The organism is Rhodococcus sp. JVH1 (assembly GCF_000280725.2).
Taxonomy (GTDB): Bacteria; Actinomycetota; Actinomycetes; order Mycobacteriales; family Mycobacteriaceae; genus Rhodococcus_F; species Rhodococcus_F jostii_A.
The window spans coordinates 1674574-1691203 of the sequence record NZ_CP166289.1 but is presented as its reverse complement, the minus strand read 5'-3'; the positions used below and the strand labels follow the sequence as shown (position 1 = coordinate 1691203).

The 16630-nt window shown below is 68.7% G+C and carries 17 protein-coding genes and 1 pseudogene; 12 read left to right on the top strand and 6 right to left on the bottom strand.

All coding sequences use genetic code 11. From position 1 onward, the window contains the following. Positions 1-4 precede the first annotated feature (4 nt). The 7 genes from JVH1_RS07930 (at position 5) to JVH1_RS07900 (ending at position 6838) form a co-directional block, all read left to right on the top strand. Positions 5-319 carry an urease subunit beta gene (locus JVH1_RS07930; protein ID WP_029539516.1) on the top strand — a complete coding sequence of 105 codons (315 nt, stop codon included), beginning with the start codon at positions 5-7 and terminating at the stop codon, positions 317-319. Beyond that, positions 316-2037, top strand: coding sequence for an urease subunit alpha (locus tag JVH1_RS07925; protein ID WP_009478933.1), 1722 nt, complete (start codon positions 316-318; stop codon positions 2035-2037). The genes JVH1_RS07930 and JVH1_RS07925 overlap by 4 nt, the downstream gene beginning before the upstream one ends. Then, on the top strand, positions 2037-2669 hold the full coding sequence (locus JVH1_RS07920) for an urease accessory protein UreF (protein WP_009478934.1): 633 nt from the start codon (positions 2037-2039) through the stop codon (positions 2667-2669). The genes JVH1_RS07925 and JVH1_RS07920 overlap by 1 nt, the downstream gene beginning before the upstream one ends. Before the next feature lie 34 nt (positions 2670-2703). Further along, complete coding sequence (gene ureG, locus JVH1_RS07915; protein ID WP_009478935.1) at positions 2704-3393, top strand: urease accessory protein UreG; 690 nt, start codon at positions 2704-2706, stop codon at positions 3391-3393. Further along, complete coding sequence (locus tag JVH1_RS07910; protein WP_009478936.1) at positions 3393-4046, top strand: urease accessory protein UreD; 654 nt, start codon at positions 3393-3395, stop codon at positions 4044-4046. Before ureG ends, JVH1_RS07910 begins: the two co-directional genes overlap by 1 nt. Before the next feature lie 72 nt (positions 4047-4118). Further along, entirely contained in the window at positions 4119-5054 is a 936-nt protein-coding gene (locus JVH1_RS07905; RefSeq protein ID WP_007300086.1) for a 4-(cytidine 5'-diphospho)-2-C-methyl-D-erythritol kinase, read from the top strand. Next, a complete protein-coding gene (locus JVH1_RS07900; protein WP_009478938.1) occupies positions 5054-6838 on the top strand; it encodes an ABC-F family ATP-binding cassette domain-containing protein in 1785 nt (594 codons plus the stop codon). Before JVH1_RS07905 ends, JVH1_RS07900 begins: the two co-directional genes overlap by 1 nt. Positions 6839-6851: 13 nt before the next feature. Here the strand turns inward: JVH1_RS07900 and JVH1_RS07895 are convergent, their stop codons facing one another. Next, complete coding sequence (locus JVH1_RS07895) at positions 6852-8348, bottom strand: acetyl-CoA acetyltransferase (RefSeq protein WP_009478939.1); 1497 nt, start codon at positions 8346-8348, stop codon at positions 6852-6854. Between the two features lie 384 nt (positions 8349-8732). Between JVH1_RS07895 and JVH1_RS07890 the strand changes: the two genes are divergently transcribed. The 3 genes from JVH1_RS07890 to JVH1_RS07880 are packed head-to-tail and all read left to right on the top strand — an operon-like array spanning position 8733 to position 10374. Beyond that, positions 8733-9209, top strand: a complete 477-nt coding sequence (locus JVH1_RS07890; protein WP_009478940.1) for a nuclear transport factor 2 family protein — start codon at positions 8733-8735, stop codon at positions 9207-9209. 46 nt (positions 9210-9255) lie between these two features. Next, positions 9256-9669, top strand: a complete 414-nt coding sequence (locus JVH1_RS07885) for a glyoxalase/bleomycin resistance/extradiol dioxygenase family protein (protein ID WP_009478941.1) — start codon at positions 9256-9258, stop codon at positions 9667-9669. A 27-nt stretch (positions 9670-9696) separates the two neighbouring features. After that, a complete protein-coding gene (locus tag JVH1_RS07880) occupies positions 9697-10374 on the top strand; it encodes a pyridoxal 5'-phosphate synthase (RefSeq protein ID WP_009478942.1) in 678 nt (225 codons plus the stop codon). A 19-nt stretch (positions 10375-10393) separates the two neighbouring features. Here JVH1_RS07880 and JVH1_RS07875 read toward each other — a convergent pair whose 3' ends face one another. Further along, the gene (locus JVH1_RS07875; protein WP_009478943.1) at positions 10394-10900 is read right to left on the bottom strand and encodes a hypothetical protein; all 507 of its coding nucleotides are present in this window, start codon (positions 10898-10900) and stop codon (positions 10394-10396) included. A gap of 110 nt (positions 10901-11010) precedes the next feature. Next, on the bottom strand, positions 11011-11316 hold the full coding sequence (locus JVH1_RS07870) for an IclR family transcriptional regulator C-terminal domain-containing protein (protein WP_272943943.1): 306 nt from the start codon (positions 11314-11316) through the stop codon (positions 11011-11013). Between JVH1_RS07870 and JVH1_RS07865 the strand changes: the two are divergent. After that, positions 11291-11485: pseudogene (locus JVH1_RS07865) on the top strand (DNA-binding protein); the annotation flags it as partial. The gene JVH1_RS07870 and the pseudogene JVH1_RS07865 sit on opposite strands and share 26 nt — an antisense overlap. A gap of 18 nt (positions 11486-11503) precedes the next feature. On the opposite strand, the gene JVH1_RS07860 reads toward JVH1_RS07865, so the two are convergent. Continuing rightward, complete coding sequence (locus JVH1_RS07860; RefSeq protein ID WP_009478945.1) at positions 11504-13207, bottom strand: peptide chain release factor 3; 1704 nt, start codon at positions 13205-13207, stop codon at positions 11504-11506. 212 nt (positions 13208-13419) lie between these two features. On the opposite strand from JVH1_RS07860, the gene JVH1_RS07855 reads away from it, so the two are divergent. Next, positions 13420-15051, top strand: a complete 1632-nt coding sequence (locus tag JVH1_RS07855) for a fatty acyl-AMP ligase (protein WP_009478946.1) — start codon at positions 13420-13422, stop codon at positions 15049-15051. Positions 15052-15117: 66 nt separating this feature from the next. On the opposite strand, the gene pth is transcribed toward JVH1_RS07855, so the two are convergent. Together pth and JVH1_RS07845 are read right to left on the bottom strand one after the other, a co-directional pair. Next, entirely contained in the window at positions 15118-15690 is a 573-nt protein-coding gene (pth, locus tag JVH1_RS07850; protein ID WP_009478947.1) for an aminoacyl-tRNA hydrolase, read from the bottom strand. Positions 15691-15798: 108 nt separating this feature from the next. After that, complete coding sequence (locus JVH1_RS07845) at positions 15799-16422, bottom strand: 50S ribosomal protein L25/general stress protein Ctc (RefSeq protein WP_009478948.1); 624 nt, start codon at positions 16420-16422, stop codon at positions 15799-15801. Positions 16423-16630: the final 208 nt, after the last annotated feature.

The window sequence follows — 16630 nt, the reverse complement described above, 5'->3', positions numbered from 1 at the left end:
GACCGTGATTCCAGGTGAAGTCGTGTGCGCCGAGGGCGTGATCGAGCTCAACGAGGGTTCTCCCCGCACCGAACTCGAGGTGGTCAACACCGGTGACCGCCCGGTCCAGGTCGGGAGTCACGTTCATTTCCCACAGGCCAATCACGCCCTGCAGTTCGACCGTTCCGCCGCCCACGGGCTGCGGCTGGACATTCCCGCCGGCACCGCGGTGCGCTTCGAACCGGGTATCGCGCAGACAATTTCACTCGTCCCCCTGCGCGGGACCCGTGAGGTGCACGGGCTGAGCCTCACTCCTCCCGGAAAGCTGGACGCGTCATGACCGAACTCAGCCGCGCACGTTACGCCGAGCTGTTCGGTCCCACGACCGGTGACCGCATCCGGCTCGCCGACACCGACCTTCTGATCGAGATCACCGAGGACCGCAGCGGTGGGCCGGGGCTGGCCGGCGACGAGGCGGTGTTCGGTGGCGGAAAAGTGTTGCGCGAGTCCATGGGTCAGGGTCGCGCGACCCGCGCCGAGGGCGCCCCCGACACGGTGATCACCGGCGTGGTGGTCGTCGACCATTGGGGAATCATCAAAGCGGACGTCGGTATTCGGGACGGACGCATCGTCGCGCTCGGCAAGGCAGGCAACCCCGACACGATGTCGGGTGTCCACCCCGATCTGGTGGTGGGTCCGTCCACCGAGATCATCGCCGGGAACGGCAAGATCCTCACGGCCGGCGGTATCGATTGCCACGTGCACTTCATCTGCCCGCAGATCATGGACGAGGCGCTGGGTGGCGGCATCACGACGATGATCGGCGGCGGCACCGGCCCCGCCGAGGGCAGCAAGGCCACCACCGTCACCCCTGGTTCGTGGCACACCGCCCGGATGCTGGAGGCACTCGACGGCTGGCCGATGAACATCGCGCTGCTCGGCAAGGGCAACACGGTCAGCTCCGAGTCGATGTGGGAGCAGTTGCGCGGCGGCGTCTCCGGGTTCAAGCTGCACGAGGACTGGGGTTCGACTCCGGCCGCCATCGACGCGTGCCTCACCGTCGCGGACGCCGCGGGAGTGCAGGTGGCCCTCCACTCGGATACGTTGAACGAGGCCGGTTTCGTCGAGGACACTCTCGCGGCCATCGCCGGACGGGCGATCCACGCCTATCACACGGAGGGGGCGGGCGGCGGCCACGCGCCGGACATCATCACGGTGGCCGCGCACGCGAACGTTCTGCCGAGTTCGACCAATCCGACCCGGCCACACACGGTCAACACACTCGACGAGCATCTCGACATGCTCATGGTGTGCCATCATCTGAGCCCGAAGATCCCGGAGGATCTGGCGTTCGCGGAGAGCCGCATCCGGCCCTCCACCATCGCGGCGGAGGATCTGCTCCACGACCTCGGCGCCATCTCCATGATCGGCAGCGACTCGCAGGCGATGGGACGTATCGGCGAGGTCGTGTTGCGCACGTGGCAGACGGCGCACGTGATGAAACGCAGACGGGGATTCCTGCCCGGCGACAACGGCGCCGACAACCAGCGCGTCCAGCGGTACGTGGCGAAGTACACGATCTGCCCTGCCGTCGCGCACGGGTTGGAGGACGAGATCGGATCGGTCGAGGTCGGCAAGCTCGCCGACCTGGTGCTGTGGGATCCGGCGTTCTTCGGTGTCCGGCCGCACGCGGTGATCAAGGGCGGGATGATCGCGTGGGCCGCGATGGGCGATGCCAACGCGTCCATACCGACTCCGCAACCGGTGCTTCCGCGTCCGATGTTCGGGGCGGCGCCCAAGGCGGCGGCCGCCACGTCCGTGCACTTCGTCGCTCCGCATGCGCTCGAGGACGGACTGGCCGATCGGTTGGACCTGAGCCGTCGACTGGTGCCGGTCGCGAACGTGCGGTCGCGGGGCAAGTCGGACATGCCCCGCAACGACGCGCAGCCGCGGATCGAGGTGGACCCGGACACGTTCACGGTCCGCATCGACGGCGACGTGTGGGAAGAGCAACCGGCGGCGGAACTGCCGATGGCCCAGCGATACTTCCTGTTCTGATGCGCCTCGCTCACCTGATGTCTCTCGCCGACTCGCGGCTGCCCACGGGCGGCCACGTGCATTCGGGCGGCATCGAGGAGGCCGTCGCCAGCGGTGTCGTCCGCGACGTCGCCACGATGGAGGCGTTCCTGCGTCGCCGGATACGGACCGCCGGGCTCGTCGGGGGATCGATCACCGCGGCGGTGTGCGCCGGCCGGCTCACCGCCGAACACGCCGACGCCGAGATGGATGCGCGAACCCCGTCCCCGGCGGCGCGGGCGTCGTCGCGGGCGCAGGGGAGAGGTCTGCTGCGGCTGGCCCGCACCACGTGGCCGGAGCACGACTGGTCGCCGCTGGGCACACGCCCGCACCTGCCCGTGGTGTCGGGGGTGGTGGGATCCGTCACCGCGGTCGAACCGCGGGAGGCGGCGCTGGTCGTCGTGTACACCACCATGACCGGGTCCGCGATCGCCGCGCAGCGTCTGCTCGCTCTCGATCCCGCGCAGGTCGCCGCGTGCACGTTCGCACTGTCCGACCTGTGCGACGACGTCGCAGGCCGGTGCGTGACCGGACTGTCCAGCGTGTCCGACCCCTTCATGGATGTCGTCGCCGAGCGGCACGTTCTGCGGGATCGCCCCCTGTTCGTGTCGTGACACTCAGCTGTATCCCAGTAAGGAGAGATCAACCATGCCACCGCATTTCATCGATGGTGAACCCCACGACCACCAGCACGACCGTCCCCGGCGGGTCCGGGTGGCGGGGGAGCCGGTCCGGATCGGGATCGGTGGGCCCGTCGGATCGGGCAAGACGGCGCTCGTCGCCGCGCTGTGCAGGCAACTGCGCGAGGAGTTGTCGCTGGCCGTGCTCACCAACGACATCTACACCACCGAGGACGCGGACTTCCTGCGCCGCCACGCCGTGCTGCCGGACGAGCGGATCGCCGCCGTGCAGACCGGTGGGTGCCCCCACACGGCGATCCGCGACGACATCACCGCCAACCTCGACGCCATCGACGACCTGATCGCGGCCAACCCGCCGCTCGATCTGATCCTGGTGGAGTCCGGTGGCGACAACCTCACCGCGACGTTCTCCTCGGGCCTGATCGACGTGCAGATCTTCGTCGTCGACGTCGCGGGTGGTGACAAGGTTCCCCGCAAGGGTGGCCCCGGTGTGACGTTCTCGGATCTCCTCGTCATCAACAAGACCGACCTCGCACCCATGGTCGGAGCCGACCTCGGGGTGATGCGCCGCGACGCCGAGCGGGTCCGCGAGGGACGGCCCACGGCGTTGATCTCGTTGACGGAGGACCCGTCGTCCGGACCGGCTCTGGAGTGGGTGCGCGAGCAGGTGCGCACCCTCGCCGACGTGCACCAGTAGTGCGCACCGAACTGACGATCGTCGCGTCCCCCGACCGCAGTCCGCGGATCTCCGCGGTCGGGGGACTGGCGGCGCGGATCACCGGCCGCGACACGGTCCACGTGATCGGCACCGCCGCGACCCCGCTCGGCGGCGATCACTGGGAGATCACCGTCCGGGTCCTGCCGGGTGCCCGGCTGACGCTGCGCAGCGTCGCCGCGTCGCTTGCCTTGCCCGGTCGGGGTCGTGTGCTGTCCACTGCGCAGTGGTCGGTGGAGGTCGAGGACGACGCCGTGCTCGACTGCGCGCTCGAACCCACGGTGATCGCGGGCGGCGCGGAGCATCGCGTCGAGACGACGGTGTCCCTCACCGAGTCGTCGACGTTGCTGCTGCGTGAGCGGGTGCAGATCGGCCGGGCGGGGGAGAGCGCGGGACGCTGGGTCGGGGTCACCAACGCCGACCTCGGCGCCCTGCCGTTGCTCCGTCACCAGCTGGAACTCGGCGTCGGCACCGTTTCGCACGACGTTCTGGACGGCCCCGCGGCCGTCACGAGTGAACTGCGGTACCCGGACGACCGGGTCGCGGACGTCACCGGTGACATCCGGTCGGCGCGGACCCGTCTGCCCCTCGCCCGCGGCGGCAGCCTCACCACCCGGCTCGGCCCGCGCCTGTGACGCGGTGAGCGGCAAAGTGCGTGATGGTGCGCATTTCCGCACCCGTACCGGGAGCGCCTAAGCTCTACCCTTGTGCTTTCCGTCGTTCCTCGCCCCGTCGTAGTCAGGGCCCCGTCCAAGGTCAATCTGCATCTGGCCGTCGGGGACTTGCGTGACGACGGCTATCACGAGCTGAACACGGTGTTCCAGGCGCTCTCGCTCAGCGACACGGTGTCGGTGGTCCCCGCGGAGACGCTGTCGGTGACGGTCCGCGGTGAGGACGCCCGCGTCGTGCCGACCGACAGCAGCAACCTCGTGTGGCAGGCCGCCGAGATGCTCGCGGCCGAGTCGGGGCGGCGCCCGGACGTCGAGATCGCCATCGACAAGGGCATCCCGGTGGCCGGGGGCATGGCCGGCGGCAGCGCGGACGCCGCGGCGACGTTGGTCGGGCTGAACGCGCTGTGGCAACTCGACCTGTCGCGGGAGGAACTCGACGGGTTCGCCGCGAAGCTCGGCAGCGACGTTCCGTTCTCCCTCCACGGTGGCACCGCGGTCGGCACGGGACGCGGCGAGCGACTTCTGCCGGTGCTCTCCCGCAGCACGTTCCACTGGGTGCTCGCGCTCGCGAAGGTCGGCTTGAGCACACCGACCGTGTTCCGGGAGCTGGACCGGTTGCGTGCCGACGGGAATCCGCCGCGACTCGGCGGACCCGAAGACCTGATGCACGCGCTCACGACGGGCGACGCCGCGACGCTGGCCCCGTTGCTGGGCAACGACTTGCAGTCGGCCGCGCTGTCGCTGAATCCGGGCCTGCGGCGGACGCTGCGAGCCGGGGTCGCGGCGGGCGCACTGGCCGGAATCGTCTCCGGGTCCGGTCCGACCTGTGCCTTTCTTTGTGCTGAAGCGGATGCCGCGGTCCGGGTCAGCGCAGAACTCGCAGGTGCGGGGGTGTGTCGCACGGTGCGGGTCGCCAGCGGACCCGTACCGGGCGCCCGAATAATCAACGACGCGGCGGAGGGATCGCACTGATGGCGAATCTGATCAATCTCGAGCAGGTATCGAAGTCCTTCGGCATCAAGCCGCTGCTCGATTCGGTATCGCTCGGAGTCCAGGAAGGCGAACGCATCGGCGTCGTCGGCCTCAACGGTGGTGGCAAGACCACCCTGCTCGAGGTGCTGGCCGGCGTGGAGGCGCCCGATTCCGGGCGTGTCAGCCGGGTCGGCGGCCTGCGCATGGCGGTCGTGACCCAGCGTGGCGTACTGCCGCCCGGCTCGAGCGTCGGCGACGTGGTGCTCGGACCGCTCGGGGTGGCCGACCACGAGTGGGCGGGCGACGCCCGCATCCGGTCGATCCTGGCCGGCATCGGCATCGACAACCTGGGCCTCGAAGTGTCGGTCGACGGGCTGTCCGGTGGTGAGCGGCGACGCGTCGCACTGGCCGCCGCGCTCGTCCAGGACCTCGACCTGCTGGTGCTCGACGAGCCGACCAACCACCTCGACGTCGAAGGTGTGCAGTGGCTGGCGGAACATCTCGTCGGCCGTCGCAGCGCGCTGGTGGTCGTGACCCACGACCGGTGGTTCCTCGACACCGTAGCCAACCGCACGTGGGAAGTGGTGGGCGGCAAGGTCGAAAGCTACGAGGGCGGATACAACGACTGGATCTTCGCCCGCGCGGAGCGTTCCCGGCAGGCCGACGCGTCCGAGGAACGTCGCCGCAACCTCGCCCGCAAGGAACTGGCCTGGCTGCGGCGCGGTGCACCCGCCCGCACGTCCAAGCCCAAGTACCGGATCGAGGCCGCCGAGGCGTTGATCGCGGACGTCCCACCGCCCCGCGACAACGTCGCGCTGGCGTCGTTCGCGCAGCGCCGGCTCGGCAAGGTCGTCATCGAACTCGAGGATGCGCGCCTGGAGACGCCGGACGGCCGGGTGCTCGTCGACGACCTCACGTGGCGGTTGGCGCCGGGGGAGCGGGTCGGCCTGGTCGGCGTCAACGGCTCCGGCAAGACGACCCTCCTGCGCACGCTCGCCGGGGAGATCTCGCCGGCGTCGGGCAAGCGCATCCAGGGACAGACGGTGCACATCGGCTGGCTTCGTCAGGAACTCGACGATCTGCCGACGAACATGCGGGTGCTCGAAGCAGTCAAGGACGTCGCCGAGCGGATCACGTTGGGCGACAAGGAGGTGTCGGCCGGGCAGCTCGCCGAACGGCTGGGCTTCACGCCGGCGCGGCAGCGGACACCGGTCGGTGACCTGTCCGGTGGCGAGCGTCGCCGGCTGCAGCTGACCCGTGTGCTGATGTCGGAGCCGAACGTACTGCTGCTCGACGAGCCGACCAACGACCTCGACATCGACACGCTGCAGCAACTCGAGGACATCCTCGACGGCTGGGCGGGCACGATGGTCGTCATCAGCCACGACCGGTACCTGATCGAACGCATCTGTGACTCCACGTGGGCGTTGTTCGGCGACGGTAAGCTGACCAACCTGCCTGGTGGGATCGAGGACTACCTGCGTCGCCGGGCGAAGATGGTCGACACCGGCGCGCCGTCGGTGGCGTCGACGGCAACCGGTGCGTCGGCCCCCAAGCAGGTGCGGGACGGGGCCGCCGAACGCGCCGCGCGCAAGGAACTGTCGCGTCTCGAGCGGGCCGTGGCGAAGCTGGACGACCGGGAACGGAAGCTGCACGAGAAGCTGGCGGAGGCGGCCACCGATCCGGACAAGCTGCAGAAGCTCGACACCGAACTCAAGCAGGTCGTCGCGGAGAAGGAAGCCACCGAGGAACAGTGGATGGCGCTGGCCGCCGAACTGGATTAGCGTCCCCGGCCGGTCAGAACCGCAGCGACAGGATGCCGTCGCGATCCGTGACGTCAACGGACCGCCCGATCACCGACCGCGCCGGGGTCTGCGCGAACGCGGACAGTGCGAGCGCCTCCTCGGAGCCTGTGTGTCCGGCCAGGCGCCGGCCGTCGGGGGTGTGCGCGACGACGAAGCCGGTCGCGGGGGCGCCGTCCCGCCCGTGCTCCACCGTGGATGTGACGATGTCGGCTCGTCCTTCGTAGCCGGTGACCAGTTCCGGCGCCTCCGACGCGAGCTGCACCGGCTCCGGATCGCCGACGTATCCACCCGGGTGCGGGGCGCCTGCCAGCAACACGACGTGCTGGTACGTCAGATAGCCGCCGTTGCCGTGGACCAGGGCCGGTCCCGCGCCTTCCCGCAGTCGGCGGGTGACCTCGGCGATCGAGTGCAGGGTGTAGCTGTTGAGGGGACCGCCGAAGAACGAGTGGCCGCCCGTCACGCTCGGCACGATGCTTTCGGGCAGGCCGAGCATGCGGGTGAGTAGCTTCGGTACCACCGGGAAGCAGCTGTACGCGTCGACGATGTCGAGTGCCGAGGCGTCGATCGATGCCCGCGACAGTGCCCGGTGCACCGCGTTCGTCATCGCGGCGGACGTGCCGAAACCGTTGCGGCTCAGTACGTCCACGGGGTCGGCGGCTCCCGCGCCGCCCCACAGGTACACCGTGCGATCCTCCGGAACGCCGTGGTCCCGCGCGACGGCCAGCGAGCACACCAGCACCGCGGCGGCCTGATCGACGAACGGCATGGCGTTGAGCATCAACGGGTACGGCTCGCACACCATCCGGTTGCCCGGACCCACCGTGGCGATCTCCTGAACGGAGTACACCTCGGACGTCCACGACGCCGGGTTCTTCGCCGCCAGTTCGGAGAACGCCGAATACATCCGGGCCGACTCGGCCAGCGACTGATCGGGTCCGACACCCGACTCGTGCGCCACCCGGTTCTCGAACAACGGGTACACCCGGGTCGGAACGATCAGGCCGGCGCGCTGCATCGCGGGACTCCCGAGATCCGCCGGGTCGAACGCGGGGGGACCGCCCGGCGCCGACGCCCAGCCCAGTGACGCGGGATCGGTGCCCGACTTCCGGAGCGCCGTCATGGTCGCCTGCGCCTCGCCGCCGACGAGGAGCGCCGCCGACGACCGGCCCGCGGCGATGTCGTCGCCGATGCGGTCGAGGAACGCCGCGGGCCAGTGGCCGCCGATCGGGGACGTGCTCGATCGTGGTGACGGCAGATTCAACCGGGCGGCCAGCAGTCCGGGGAGGTCGTCGTACGACCAGCTGACGGTCTTCACCGCATGGATCGCGTCGATCCGGGAGCCGAGGGTAGCGGACCCGCTGTCGGCGAGAGCGGCGCGCGCGGCGTCGGTGATCAGGTCGAGCGGTTCACGCGGGGCTGCCGGATCGCCTGCTCGGCCGGAGCGGATGTCGCCGACTCCGACGATCACCGGTATGCGGGTCGGATCCATGGATTCCCCTCTCGCGTGACCACGTCAGCGTCACCATAGCGCCGGACGAGATACCTGTGGATCCGGGGTCACAGCAATCCTGACCGGATTTCGAAAGGTTCTGTGTAGCAGTAGAACTGGAATGCCGATGCTCGGGGGTGCGAAATCTTCGGGCCCGCGGAGGCCGGCGGCCCCGGGCCTCGCCAGGTGAGGGTAGCCTAAGGTAGTGTGACTGGTATGCGGGTGCGCAGGCCATGCAGTCATTTCGTAACCTTTTCGTGTCCCGGATCACGGCCTGAATATGCATGATCCGGGCAAAACGGGGGAAACCAAGGCGAACCTGCAGATTATCCGACTAATCTGCAGTCCAGGGCTTGCATGTTCGCTGCACAGGAGGCGGGGGTCATGGATCTCGAAGCAATCAAACAGATCGAGCAGCTCAAGCACCGTTACTCACGTGCTCTCGACACGAAGTCGTGGGTGGAGTTCGCCGACACGATGGTCCCGGACGTCACGGCGACGTACAGCGAATACCTCACGTTCGATTCCCGTGACTCGTTCGTGTCCTTCCTCGAGAACACTCTCGGGACCCACGTCATCACCGAGCATCAGTGCGGCCAACCCGAGATCACCGTGACCGGTGACACCGCGGTAGGGGTGTGGTTTCTCGCGGACACCACGCTGATTCCCGAGGACGGCATGCTGCTGCGCGGGTCTGCCTATTATCACGATCGTTATCTTCGGTGCCCCGACGGCAACTGGCGGATCACGCACACCGGCTACGAACGCACCTGGGAATCGGTTGCGGCGCTCTCCGACTTCCCGAGCTTCCGGCTCACCTCCAACAAGTGGGCGATGTTGCAACCTCCGGCGTCAGCCTGAGGGAGCACACTGGGACTCGACGCACCGCGGACACTGGGAGGTGACGATGGCTCCGGACGTCCCTGTTCCCGGCGCGCTGCCGTACCTGACCGTGCGGCGGGGTGTCGAGGCGATCGAGTGGTATTCCAAGGTATTCGGCGCCGAGGTGGTGGGTGAGCCGATCGTCATGGACGACGGCCGGGTCGGTCATGCGGAACTGCGGTTGCCGACCGGCATGATCTATCTCGCCGAGGAATTCCCCGAGATGGGCCTGACCGCGCCGGAATCCGGTTCGACGTCGGTGAGTCTGATGTTGTCCGTCGACGACCCCGATGCCGTCCTGGTGGGTGCCCGCGACGCCGGCGGCACGGTGGAGCGGTGGATCTCGGAGGGGCACGGACACCGCAACGCGACACTCATCGATCCGTTCGGCCACCGTTGGATGCTGGTGGGGCCGACGGATCCGGCCGCGTCGGCCTGAGGGTCCGGGCGCAGCTACTGTCGGCGCATGCCGACAACACCCGACCGATCGTCGTTTCCGGACACCCGCGCATGGATTCGCGCCCTGCCCGGACTCGGCGGCGAGACACCTCCGCCCGTCGACGCGCTTCCGGATGCGCCGACCACACTGTTTCTCGACTGGATCACGCAGGCTGCGGCGGCCGGTGTTCCGGAACCGCACGCGGCTGCGTTGTCGACCGTCGATGCCGACGGCAATCCTGACGCGCGTTTCCTGCTCCTCAAGGACGTCACGGAGCAGGGCTTCTGGTTCTCGGGTGACACTCGCTCACCGAAGGGTCGTGAACTTGCTACGAATGCCGTTGCGGCACTGTCGTTCTACTGGCGCGAACAGGGTCGGCAGGTGCGGGTGCGCGGTTCCGTCGTCGAGGGCGATCCGGCACTGTCCGCCCGCGACTTCCGCGAACGGTCGGTCACCGCGCGGGCCGTGGCAGCCGCCAGTCGTCAGAGCGAGGTCCTGGACGATCCCGCCGACTACGAACGGGCCGTCGCGGCGGCGGTGGCCCGCATCGAGGCCGACCCCGACTTCGTGTCGGGCACCTGGCGGGCATGGTGCATCGTCCCCGACAGTGTCGAGTTCTGGCAGGCGGACGCCGGGCGCAGGCACGTGCGCCAGCTCTACCGCCGCGAGTCCGGCCGGTGGATCCGCGAGGTGCTGTGGCCCTGACCGCGCCCGGCGGCGGGGGTCAGCGTGCGGTCGCGGACGGCGAGCGCAGGTCGACGACGATCGACTGGCCGTTCAGCTTCGCGTGGATCTCGGGGCGCTCGAACCCGGCCGCGACGAGGTACTCGCCGAGCAGCGCCAGCAGTTCGTCGGCGTCCACCGTGGGATCGGCGGAGTGACTGCTCGCCGAAGCCTGGTGCTCCTCGAGCAGTTCGGTGTGTGCAAGACGGCCCGCGACTCGCACGGCTGCCACTCCCATCGCGTTGCGTCGCATGACGGTGCGTCCACGAGATGCGGGCGACGCCGTCGTGTCGGAGGCCTCGGCCGGCTCCTCGGTGCTGTGCGAACCCGAGCTGCGCGTCGGCAGCGGGAAGGTGAACTTCTCGGCGGAGCTGGCCGTGGACTTGCCGTTGCCATTGCTGCCGGTCAGCCCGCCCGTGCTCGGTTCGGCGAAGGGGGACTCCGACGCCGAACCCGTGCCGGCGGAGCCGTTGCTGCCCGATCCGTTGGTGGAAATGCCGTTCTCCATCGTGTCGCTTCCTGCTCGTGGCCAAACGGGTACCGCGCAAAGCCCGTCAGTGTGCTCGATTCGACCTGAAAGCTACCAGGAGGGTCCGGCGGGCCGCACACCTCAACGGCTCACCGGACCCCCTCGGCCCTCAATTCCCGGGCCCAGGCGGACGCGTGCTTCGTGAGCACGCCGGCGATCCGCTCCAGCTCACCCGGGTACGACGCGACCTCGGCGGGCATGGACACACTGAGGGCGTCGGTGGCGGGGATCCGGTAGGGCACGACGGTCGCGATACACACCACGCCGACCGTCCCCTGTTCCCGTTCCAGGGCCCACCCGCGGTTGCGCACCTCGCCCAGTTCGGTGACGAGGTCGTCGATGTCGGGGGATCGCCCCGGTGATGTGGTGCGCCGGGTCCGCCGCAGCCTGCCCACCGTGACACCGCGGATGGAGGTGACTCCGAAACAGCATGTTCCTGCACCACGAGCGTCGGTGTGGGACACGGTCAAACCCGCACCACCGCACGGTGATACAGGTAGCCGTGACACACATCCATCTCAACTATCCGTTGCGCCAGTGGCGGAGAGTGTGAGATCTATGTAGACGCTGTAGTAGAAGACGCTAGTCCGCGGCGGCCACGAGCGGCTCGAGCGTGAGCTCGGGCAGCTCCTTCTGGATGTACTGCAGGCGCCACTTGTCGCTGACCAGAGCGAGCATCACCCCGTCCGAGCGGGTGAACACCTCGACGCCGCGCTGACGGTTCAGCTCGTCGGCCGACTCGGCGTCGGTGCGCCGCGCCAACGCGTAGCCCAGGGGTTCCATCCGGGCCTCGACGTTGAACTCGGCCTTCATCCGCGCCGCGACCACCTCGAACTGCATCGGGCCGACGGCCGCCATGACCGGGGAGGCGTCGCCACGCAGGTCGTTGCGGAGGATCTGCACGACACCCTCGGAATCGAGCTGATCCACGGCCCGCCGGAACTGCTTGTACTTGCCCGCGCTCTCGGCCCGCAGGATGGAGAAGTGCTCCGGCGCGAACGACGGGATCGGCGGGAACTCCACCTTCTTCTCGAAGAACAGGGTGTGGCCGGGGGCGAGCGCGGTGGCGTTGACCAGTCCGACCACGTCGCCGGGGTACGCCGATTCCACGGTCGAACGCTCGCGACCGAACACGGTCTGCGCGTACTTCGTCGTGAACGGTTTACCGGTCTGGGCGTGGGTGACCACCATGCCGCGCTCGAACACGCCCGACACGATGCGCATGAACGCCAGCCGGTCGCGGTGCGCGGTGTCCATGCCTGCCTGGACCTTGAAGACGACCGCGCTGAACGGGTCGGTGACCTCGCGAGGGGCGCCGGCGACGTCCTCCCGGGCGCGCGGCGGCGGCGCCAGCTCGACCAGCGTGTCGAGGATCTGGCGGACACCGAAGTTGAGCATCGCCGACGCGAAGATCACCGGCGACGTCTGGCCGCCGAGGAACAGCTCCTGGTCGTGGTCCTGACCGGTGGCCGACAGCAGCTCGCTCTCCTCCGCGGCGGTCTCCCATTCGTAGCCCTCCTTCGCGAGAGCGGCGTCGGCATCCATGACCTCTTCGGGGGCGATCTTCGCACCACCCGCGGTACGCGTGAACCGGATGTACTCCCGCGGGGCACCGTCCTCGCCGCGCCGCAGCAGGCCCCGGAAGTCGCCGGCGATCCCGACGGGCCAGTACAGGGGAGTGGGGGTGAGACCGATGCGTTCCTGGATCTCGTCGAGAAGCTCGAGCGGCGTCTGGCCCGGCCGGTCCCACTTGTTGATGACCGTGATCACCGGGATTCCGCGGTGACGGCACACCTGGAACAGCTTCAGCGTCTGCGGTTCGAGACCCTTCGCGGCGTCGATCAGCATGACGGCGGCGTCGACCGCCGTCAGGACGCGGTACGTGTCCTCCGAGAAGTCGGAGTGACCGGGAGTGTCCACCAGGTTGATCACGTTGTCGACCGGCTCGTCCGCCGACGCCTCGGTGGAGCGGTAGTTGAACTGCAGGGCAGTGGAGCTGACCGAGATGCCGCGGGCCTTCTCCATCTCCATCCAGTCGGACACCGTCGACTTGCGGCCCGCCTTGCCGTGGACCGCGCCCGCTTCGGAGATGACCTTCGCGTGGAGCGCGAGAGCCTCCGTCAGCGTCGACTTACCGGCGTCGGGATGCGAGATCACGGCGAACGTGCGGCGGCGCGACGCCTCCGCCCGGACACCCTTCTCGGATTTCCCCTCCGGTGAGCCGGATGTGGCGACAGGCGCCGCCTCGGCTGGAATGGTGTCGGCCGAGTCGGACGGGGTAGTCAACGAAGAACCTCTCGGGGGACGGGATGCGTGCAGGAAGGCCGTGTGGCCGCATACCAGGTTACTCGGGTACCGAACACGTACTCGCAGCACAGTCACATCCAGGGAGGAGTAACGATCGGAGGCCGGTGAGGGATTTATATGGGTGAGTCGTCGGGGCGCTCCGGAGTTCACCGTTTCTGCGTTCGGACACCCGTATGTGCAGGAGGAAGACTGTGAGCAAGTTCACCGACGAGATGTACGCGACCGCGGCGAGCAGCACCCGTGGCCTCAACACGGGTGAGCCCGACGCGCCGCTGCGGCAGCCGTGGGGCGAGATCCACAAGGCCGCGCGCCGCATGGCGGGTGCGCTCGCCGAGACAGGTATCGGTCACGGCGACGCCATCGGCATCCTCGCCGGTCAGCCCGTCGACATCGCACCCTCCTGCCAGGGCACCTGGATGCGCGGGGCGTCCGTCACCATGCTGCATCAGCCGACGCCGCGCACCGACCTGGCCGTGTGGGCCAAGGACACCGAGACCGTCATCAACATGATTCAGGCGAAAGCCGTCATCCTCGGTGCGCCGTTCGACGCCGCCAAGCCGCTGCTGGAGGAGCGTGGCATCACCGTGGTGACGGTGGCCGAGCTGAACGAGGGCACGGAGACCGACCCGGTCGAAACGTTCGAGAGCGACATCGCACTGCAGCAGCTCACGTCCGGTTCCACCGGTTCGCCCAAGGCCGTGCAGGTCACGCACGAGAACTTCTACACCAACGCCTACGCCATGATCGACCGGATCAAGTTCTCCATCGAGGACGACGTGATGATCAGCTGGCTGCCCCTGTTCCACGACATGGGGATGGTCGGGTTCCTCAGCGTTCCGATGCAGGTCGGCGCGGAGGTCGTGAGCATCACCCCGATGGACTTCCTCCGCACGCCGCTGCTGTGGGCGGAGCTGATGGGCAAGTACAAGGGCACGGTGACCGCCGCCCCCAATTTCGCGTACTCGTTGCTCGCCCGCCGCCTCAAGCAGGCGGAGGACGGCGCCGTCGACCTCAGCACCGTCCGGTACATGTGGAACGGTGCCGAGCCCGTCGACCCCGAGACGATGAACAAGCTCGCCGAGGCGGGCGCCCGCTTCGGCCTGAACCCGTCGGCACTCGCCCCCGTCTACGGCATGGCCGAGACCACCCTCGCCGTCTCCATTCCGGATCCGGATCAGGGCCAGGTCCTCGACCTCGTCGACCCGGATCTCCTCGAGGCGATGCAGCGTGCCGTCCCGTCGAGCAAGCCGAACGCGCGTGCCCTCGCCACCCTCGGAAAGATGGTGCCGAACCTCGAGGGTCGCGTCGTCGACAGCGAGGGTGAGCTGCTCCCGACCCGCGGCGTCGGCATCATCGAGGTCCGCGGCAAGGCGGTCACACCCGGCTACATCACGGTCGACGGGCACAAGCCCGCGCAGGACGCGGACGGCTGGCTGAACACCGGCGACGTCGGCTACTTCACCGAAGAGGGCCTCGTCGTCGTGTGCGGTCGCGTCAAGGACGTCATCATCATGGGCGGCCGCAACATCTACCCGACCGATATCGAGCGGGCCGCGGGCACCGTCGCCGGCGTGCGTCCCGGCAACGCGGTGGCCGTGCGCCTCGACGCGGGGCAGAAGCGGGAAAGTTTCGCCGTCGCGGTGGAGACCAACGACTACCAGGACCCCGAAGTGGTCAAGCGCATCGAGCACGAGGTAGTGCACGCCGTGTTCTCCGAGGTCGGCGTACGACCCCGCACCGTCGCCGTCCTCGGCCCCGGCAGCATTCCCAAGACGTCGTCGGGCAAACTCCGCCGCGCCACGTCGGCGAATCTGGTCAGCTAGGCGCTTCGCGCCCGTGCGTGGTTGGAGAGTCCACAGACTCGTTAACCACTCACGGGCGCGAAGCGCCTAATGCAGGCGGTTCTGCGCGGCCTCGAGCCCGACGCGCAGGACCAGTTCGACGGCGTCGGCCGACTCTTCGCAGACCAGGTCGAGTTCCTTGCGTTCCACCGAGGAGAACGGCTTCAGCACGTACGACGCCGGATCCATCCGTCCGGGGGGACGGCCGATCCCGACGCGGGTGCGCAGATAGTCCTTGGTGCCGAGTGCGCTCGAGATGGACCGCAGTCCGTTGTGTCCGCCCTCGCCGCCGCCCTGCTTGAGGCGAATGGTCCCGAAGTCGAGGTCGAGTTCGTCGTGGATGACCACGATGTTGCCCGGATCGACGGAGAAGAACCGGGCCAGGCCGGCAACGGCGGAACCGGACAGGTTCATGAACGACCGCGGCTTGGCGAGGATCGTCGGACGGCCCTCGAGTCGGCCCTGGACGATCTCGGCGCCGCTCTTCTTGTGCACGCTGAACTTGCCACCCATGCGAGCGGACAGCACGCCGGCCACCATGAAGCCGACGTTGTGCCGGGTCTTCTCGTACTGCGGTCCTGGGTTGCCCAGGCCCACCACCAGAGCGGTGTCTTCACTCACCGACAGGGTCCTTCCATGCGTGAGGGGGTCGTGTCAGACGACAGCGGCGCGTCACCCCGGGACAATCCGGGACGACGCGCCGCCGACATCAGTGCGGTTGCGAGAGGATCAGCTCTCGGCGCCCTCTTCGGCCGGAGCCTCGGCCTCGGCCGCGGCTTCGCCGGTCTCCTCTTCGAGGTCGGCAGCGGTCGGGGCTGCGACGACGTTGACGATGAGCAGTTCCTCGTCGGCCTGCAGGGTGGAACCCTTGGGCAGCTCGAGCTGGTTGGCCAGGATCTGGGTGCCGACCTCGAGGCCCTCGACCGAGACCTCGATCTGCTCGGGGATGTGCAGCGCGTCGGCCTCGAGGGAGATGGTGGCGGCGTCCTGCGCGACCAGGGTGCCGGCAGCGGCCTCACCGGTGACGACGACGGGAACGTCGACGGTGACCTTCTCGCCCTTCTTGATGACGAGGAGGTCGGCGTGCTCGATGTAGTTGCGGATCGGGTGAACCACGACCGACTTGGTGAGCGCGACCTGCTCCTTGCCCTCGATGTCGAGGGTCAGGATGGCGTTGGTGCCGTGCGCGCGCAGGATGGCGGCGAAGTCGCGGGAGGGGACGTTCAGGTGGCGGGGGTCCTCACCGTGGCCGTACAGGACTGCGGGGACCTGGCCGTCGCGGCGCGCGCGGCGGGCGGCGCCCTTGCCGAACTCGGTGCGCACGGCGGCTACGAGGCGATTTTCGTCAGACATGGTGAAACGGCTCCTACAACTCACGGTGGTAACTGGCGGGCGGTTCGAGTCGACGAGGGACGAACACGCGACGGCCAGGAGCGAAACGCTCGAGCAGAGCCGTCGCCGCGTCGATCACGGTGAGCCAGCCAATTGGAACTTCTGGTTCACCCTCGCCGAGACAACTTATGGAACTCTACCGGATGGCCCGCTGACCTGCTAATCGGGT

Bases quoted from the DNA above. Each gene is read 5' to 3' on its own strand.
- JVH1_RS07920 (WP_009478934.1), top strand. From the start codon at position 2,037: ATGCGCCTCGCTCACCTGATGTCTCTCGCCGACTCGCGGCTGCCCACG.
- JVH1_RS07845 (WP_009478948.1), bottom strand. From the start codon at position 16,422: ATGTCTGACGAAAATCGCCTCGTAGCCGCCGTGCGCACCGAGTTCGGC.
- JVH1_RS07895 (WP_009478939.1), bottom strand. From the start codon at position 8,348: ATGGATCCGACCCGCATACCGGTGATCGTCGGAGTCGGCGACATCCGC.
- JVH1_RS07885 (WP_009478941.1), top strand. From the start codon at position 9,256: ATGGCTCCGGACGTCCCTGTTCCCGGCGCGCTGCCGTACCTGACCGTG.
- JVH1_RS07890 (WP_009478940.1), top strand. From the start codon at position 8,733: ATGGATCTCGAAGCAATCAAACAGATCGAGCAGCTCAAGCACCGTTAC.
- ureG (WP_009478935.1), top strand. From the start codon at position 2,704: ATGCCACCGCATTTCATCGATGGTGAACCCCACGACCACCAGCACGAC.
- JVH1_RS07875 (WP_009478943.1), bottom strand. From the start codon at position 10,900: ATGGAGAACGGCATTTCCACCAACGGATCGGGCAGCAACGGCTCCGCC.
- JVH1_RS07880 (WP_009478942.1), top strand. From the start codon at position 9,697: ATGCCGACAACACCCGACCGATCGTCGTTTCCGGACACCCGCGCATGG.
- JVH1_RS07900 (WP_009478938.1), top strand. From the start codon at position 5,054: ATGGCGAATCTGATCAATCTCGAGCAGGTATCGAAGTCCTTCGGCATC.
- JVH1_RS07925 (WP_009478933.1), top strand. From the start codon at position 316: ATGACCGAACTCAGCCGCGCACGTTACGCCGAGCTGTTCGGTCCCACG.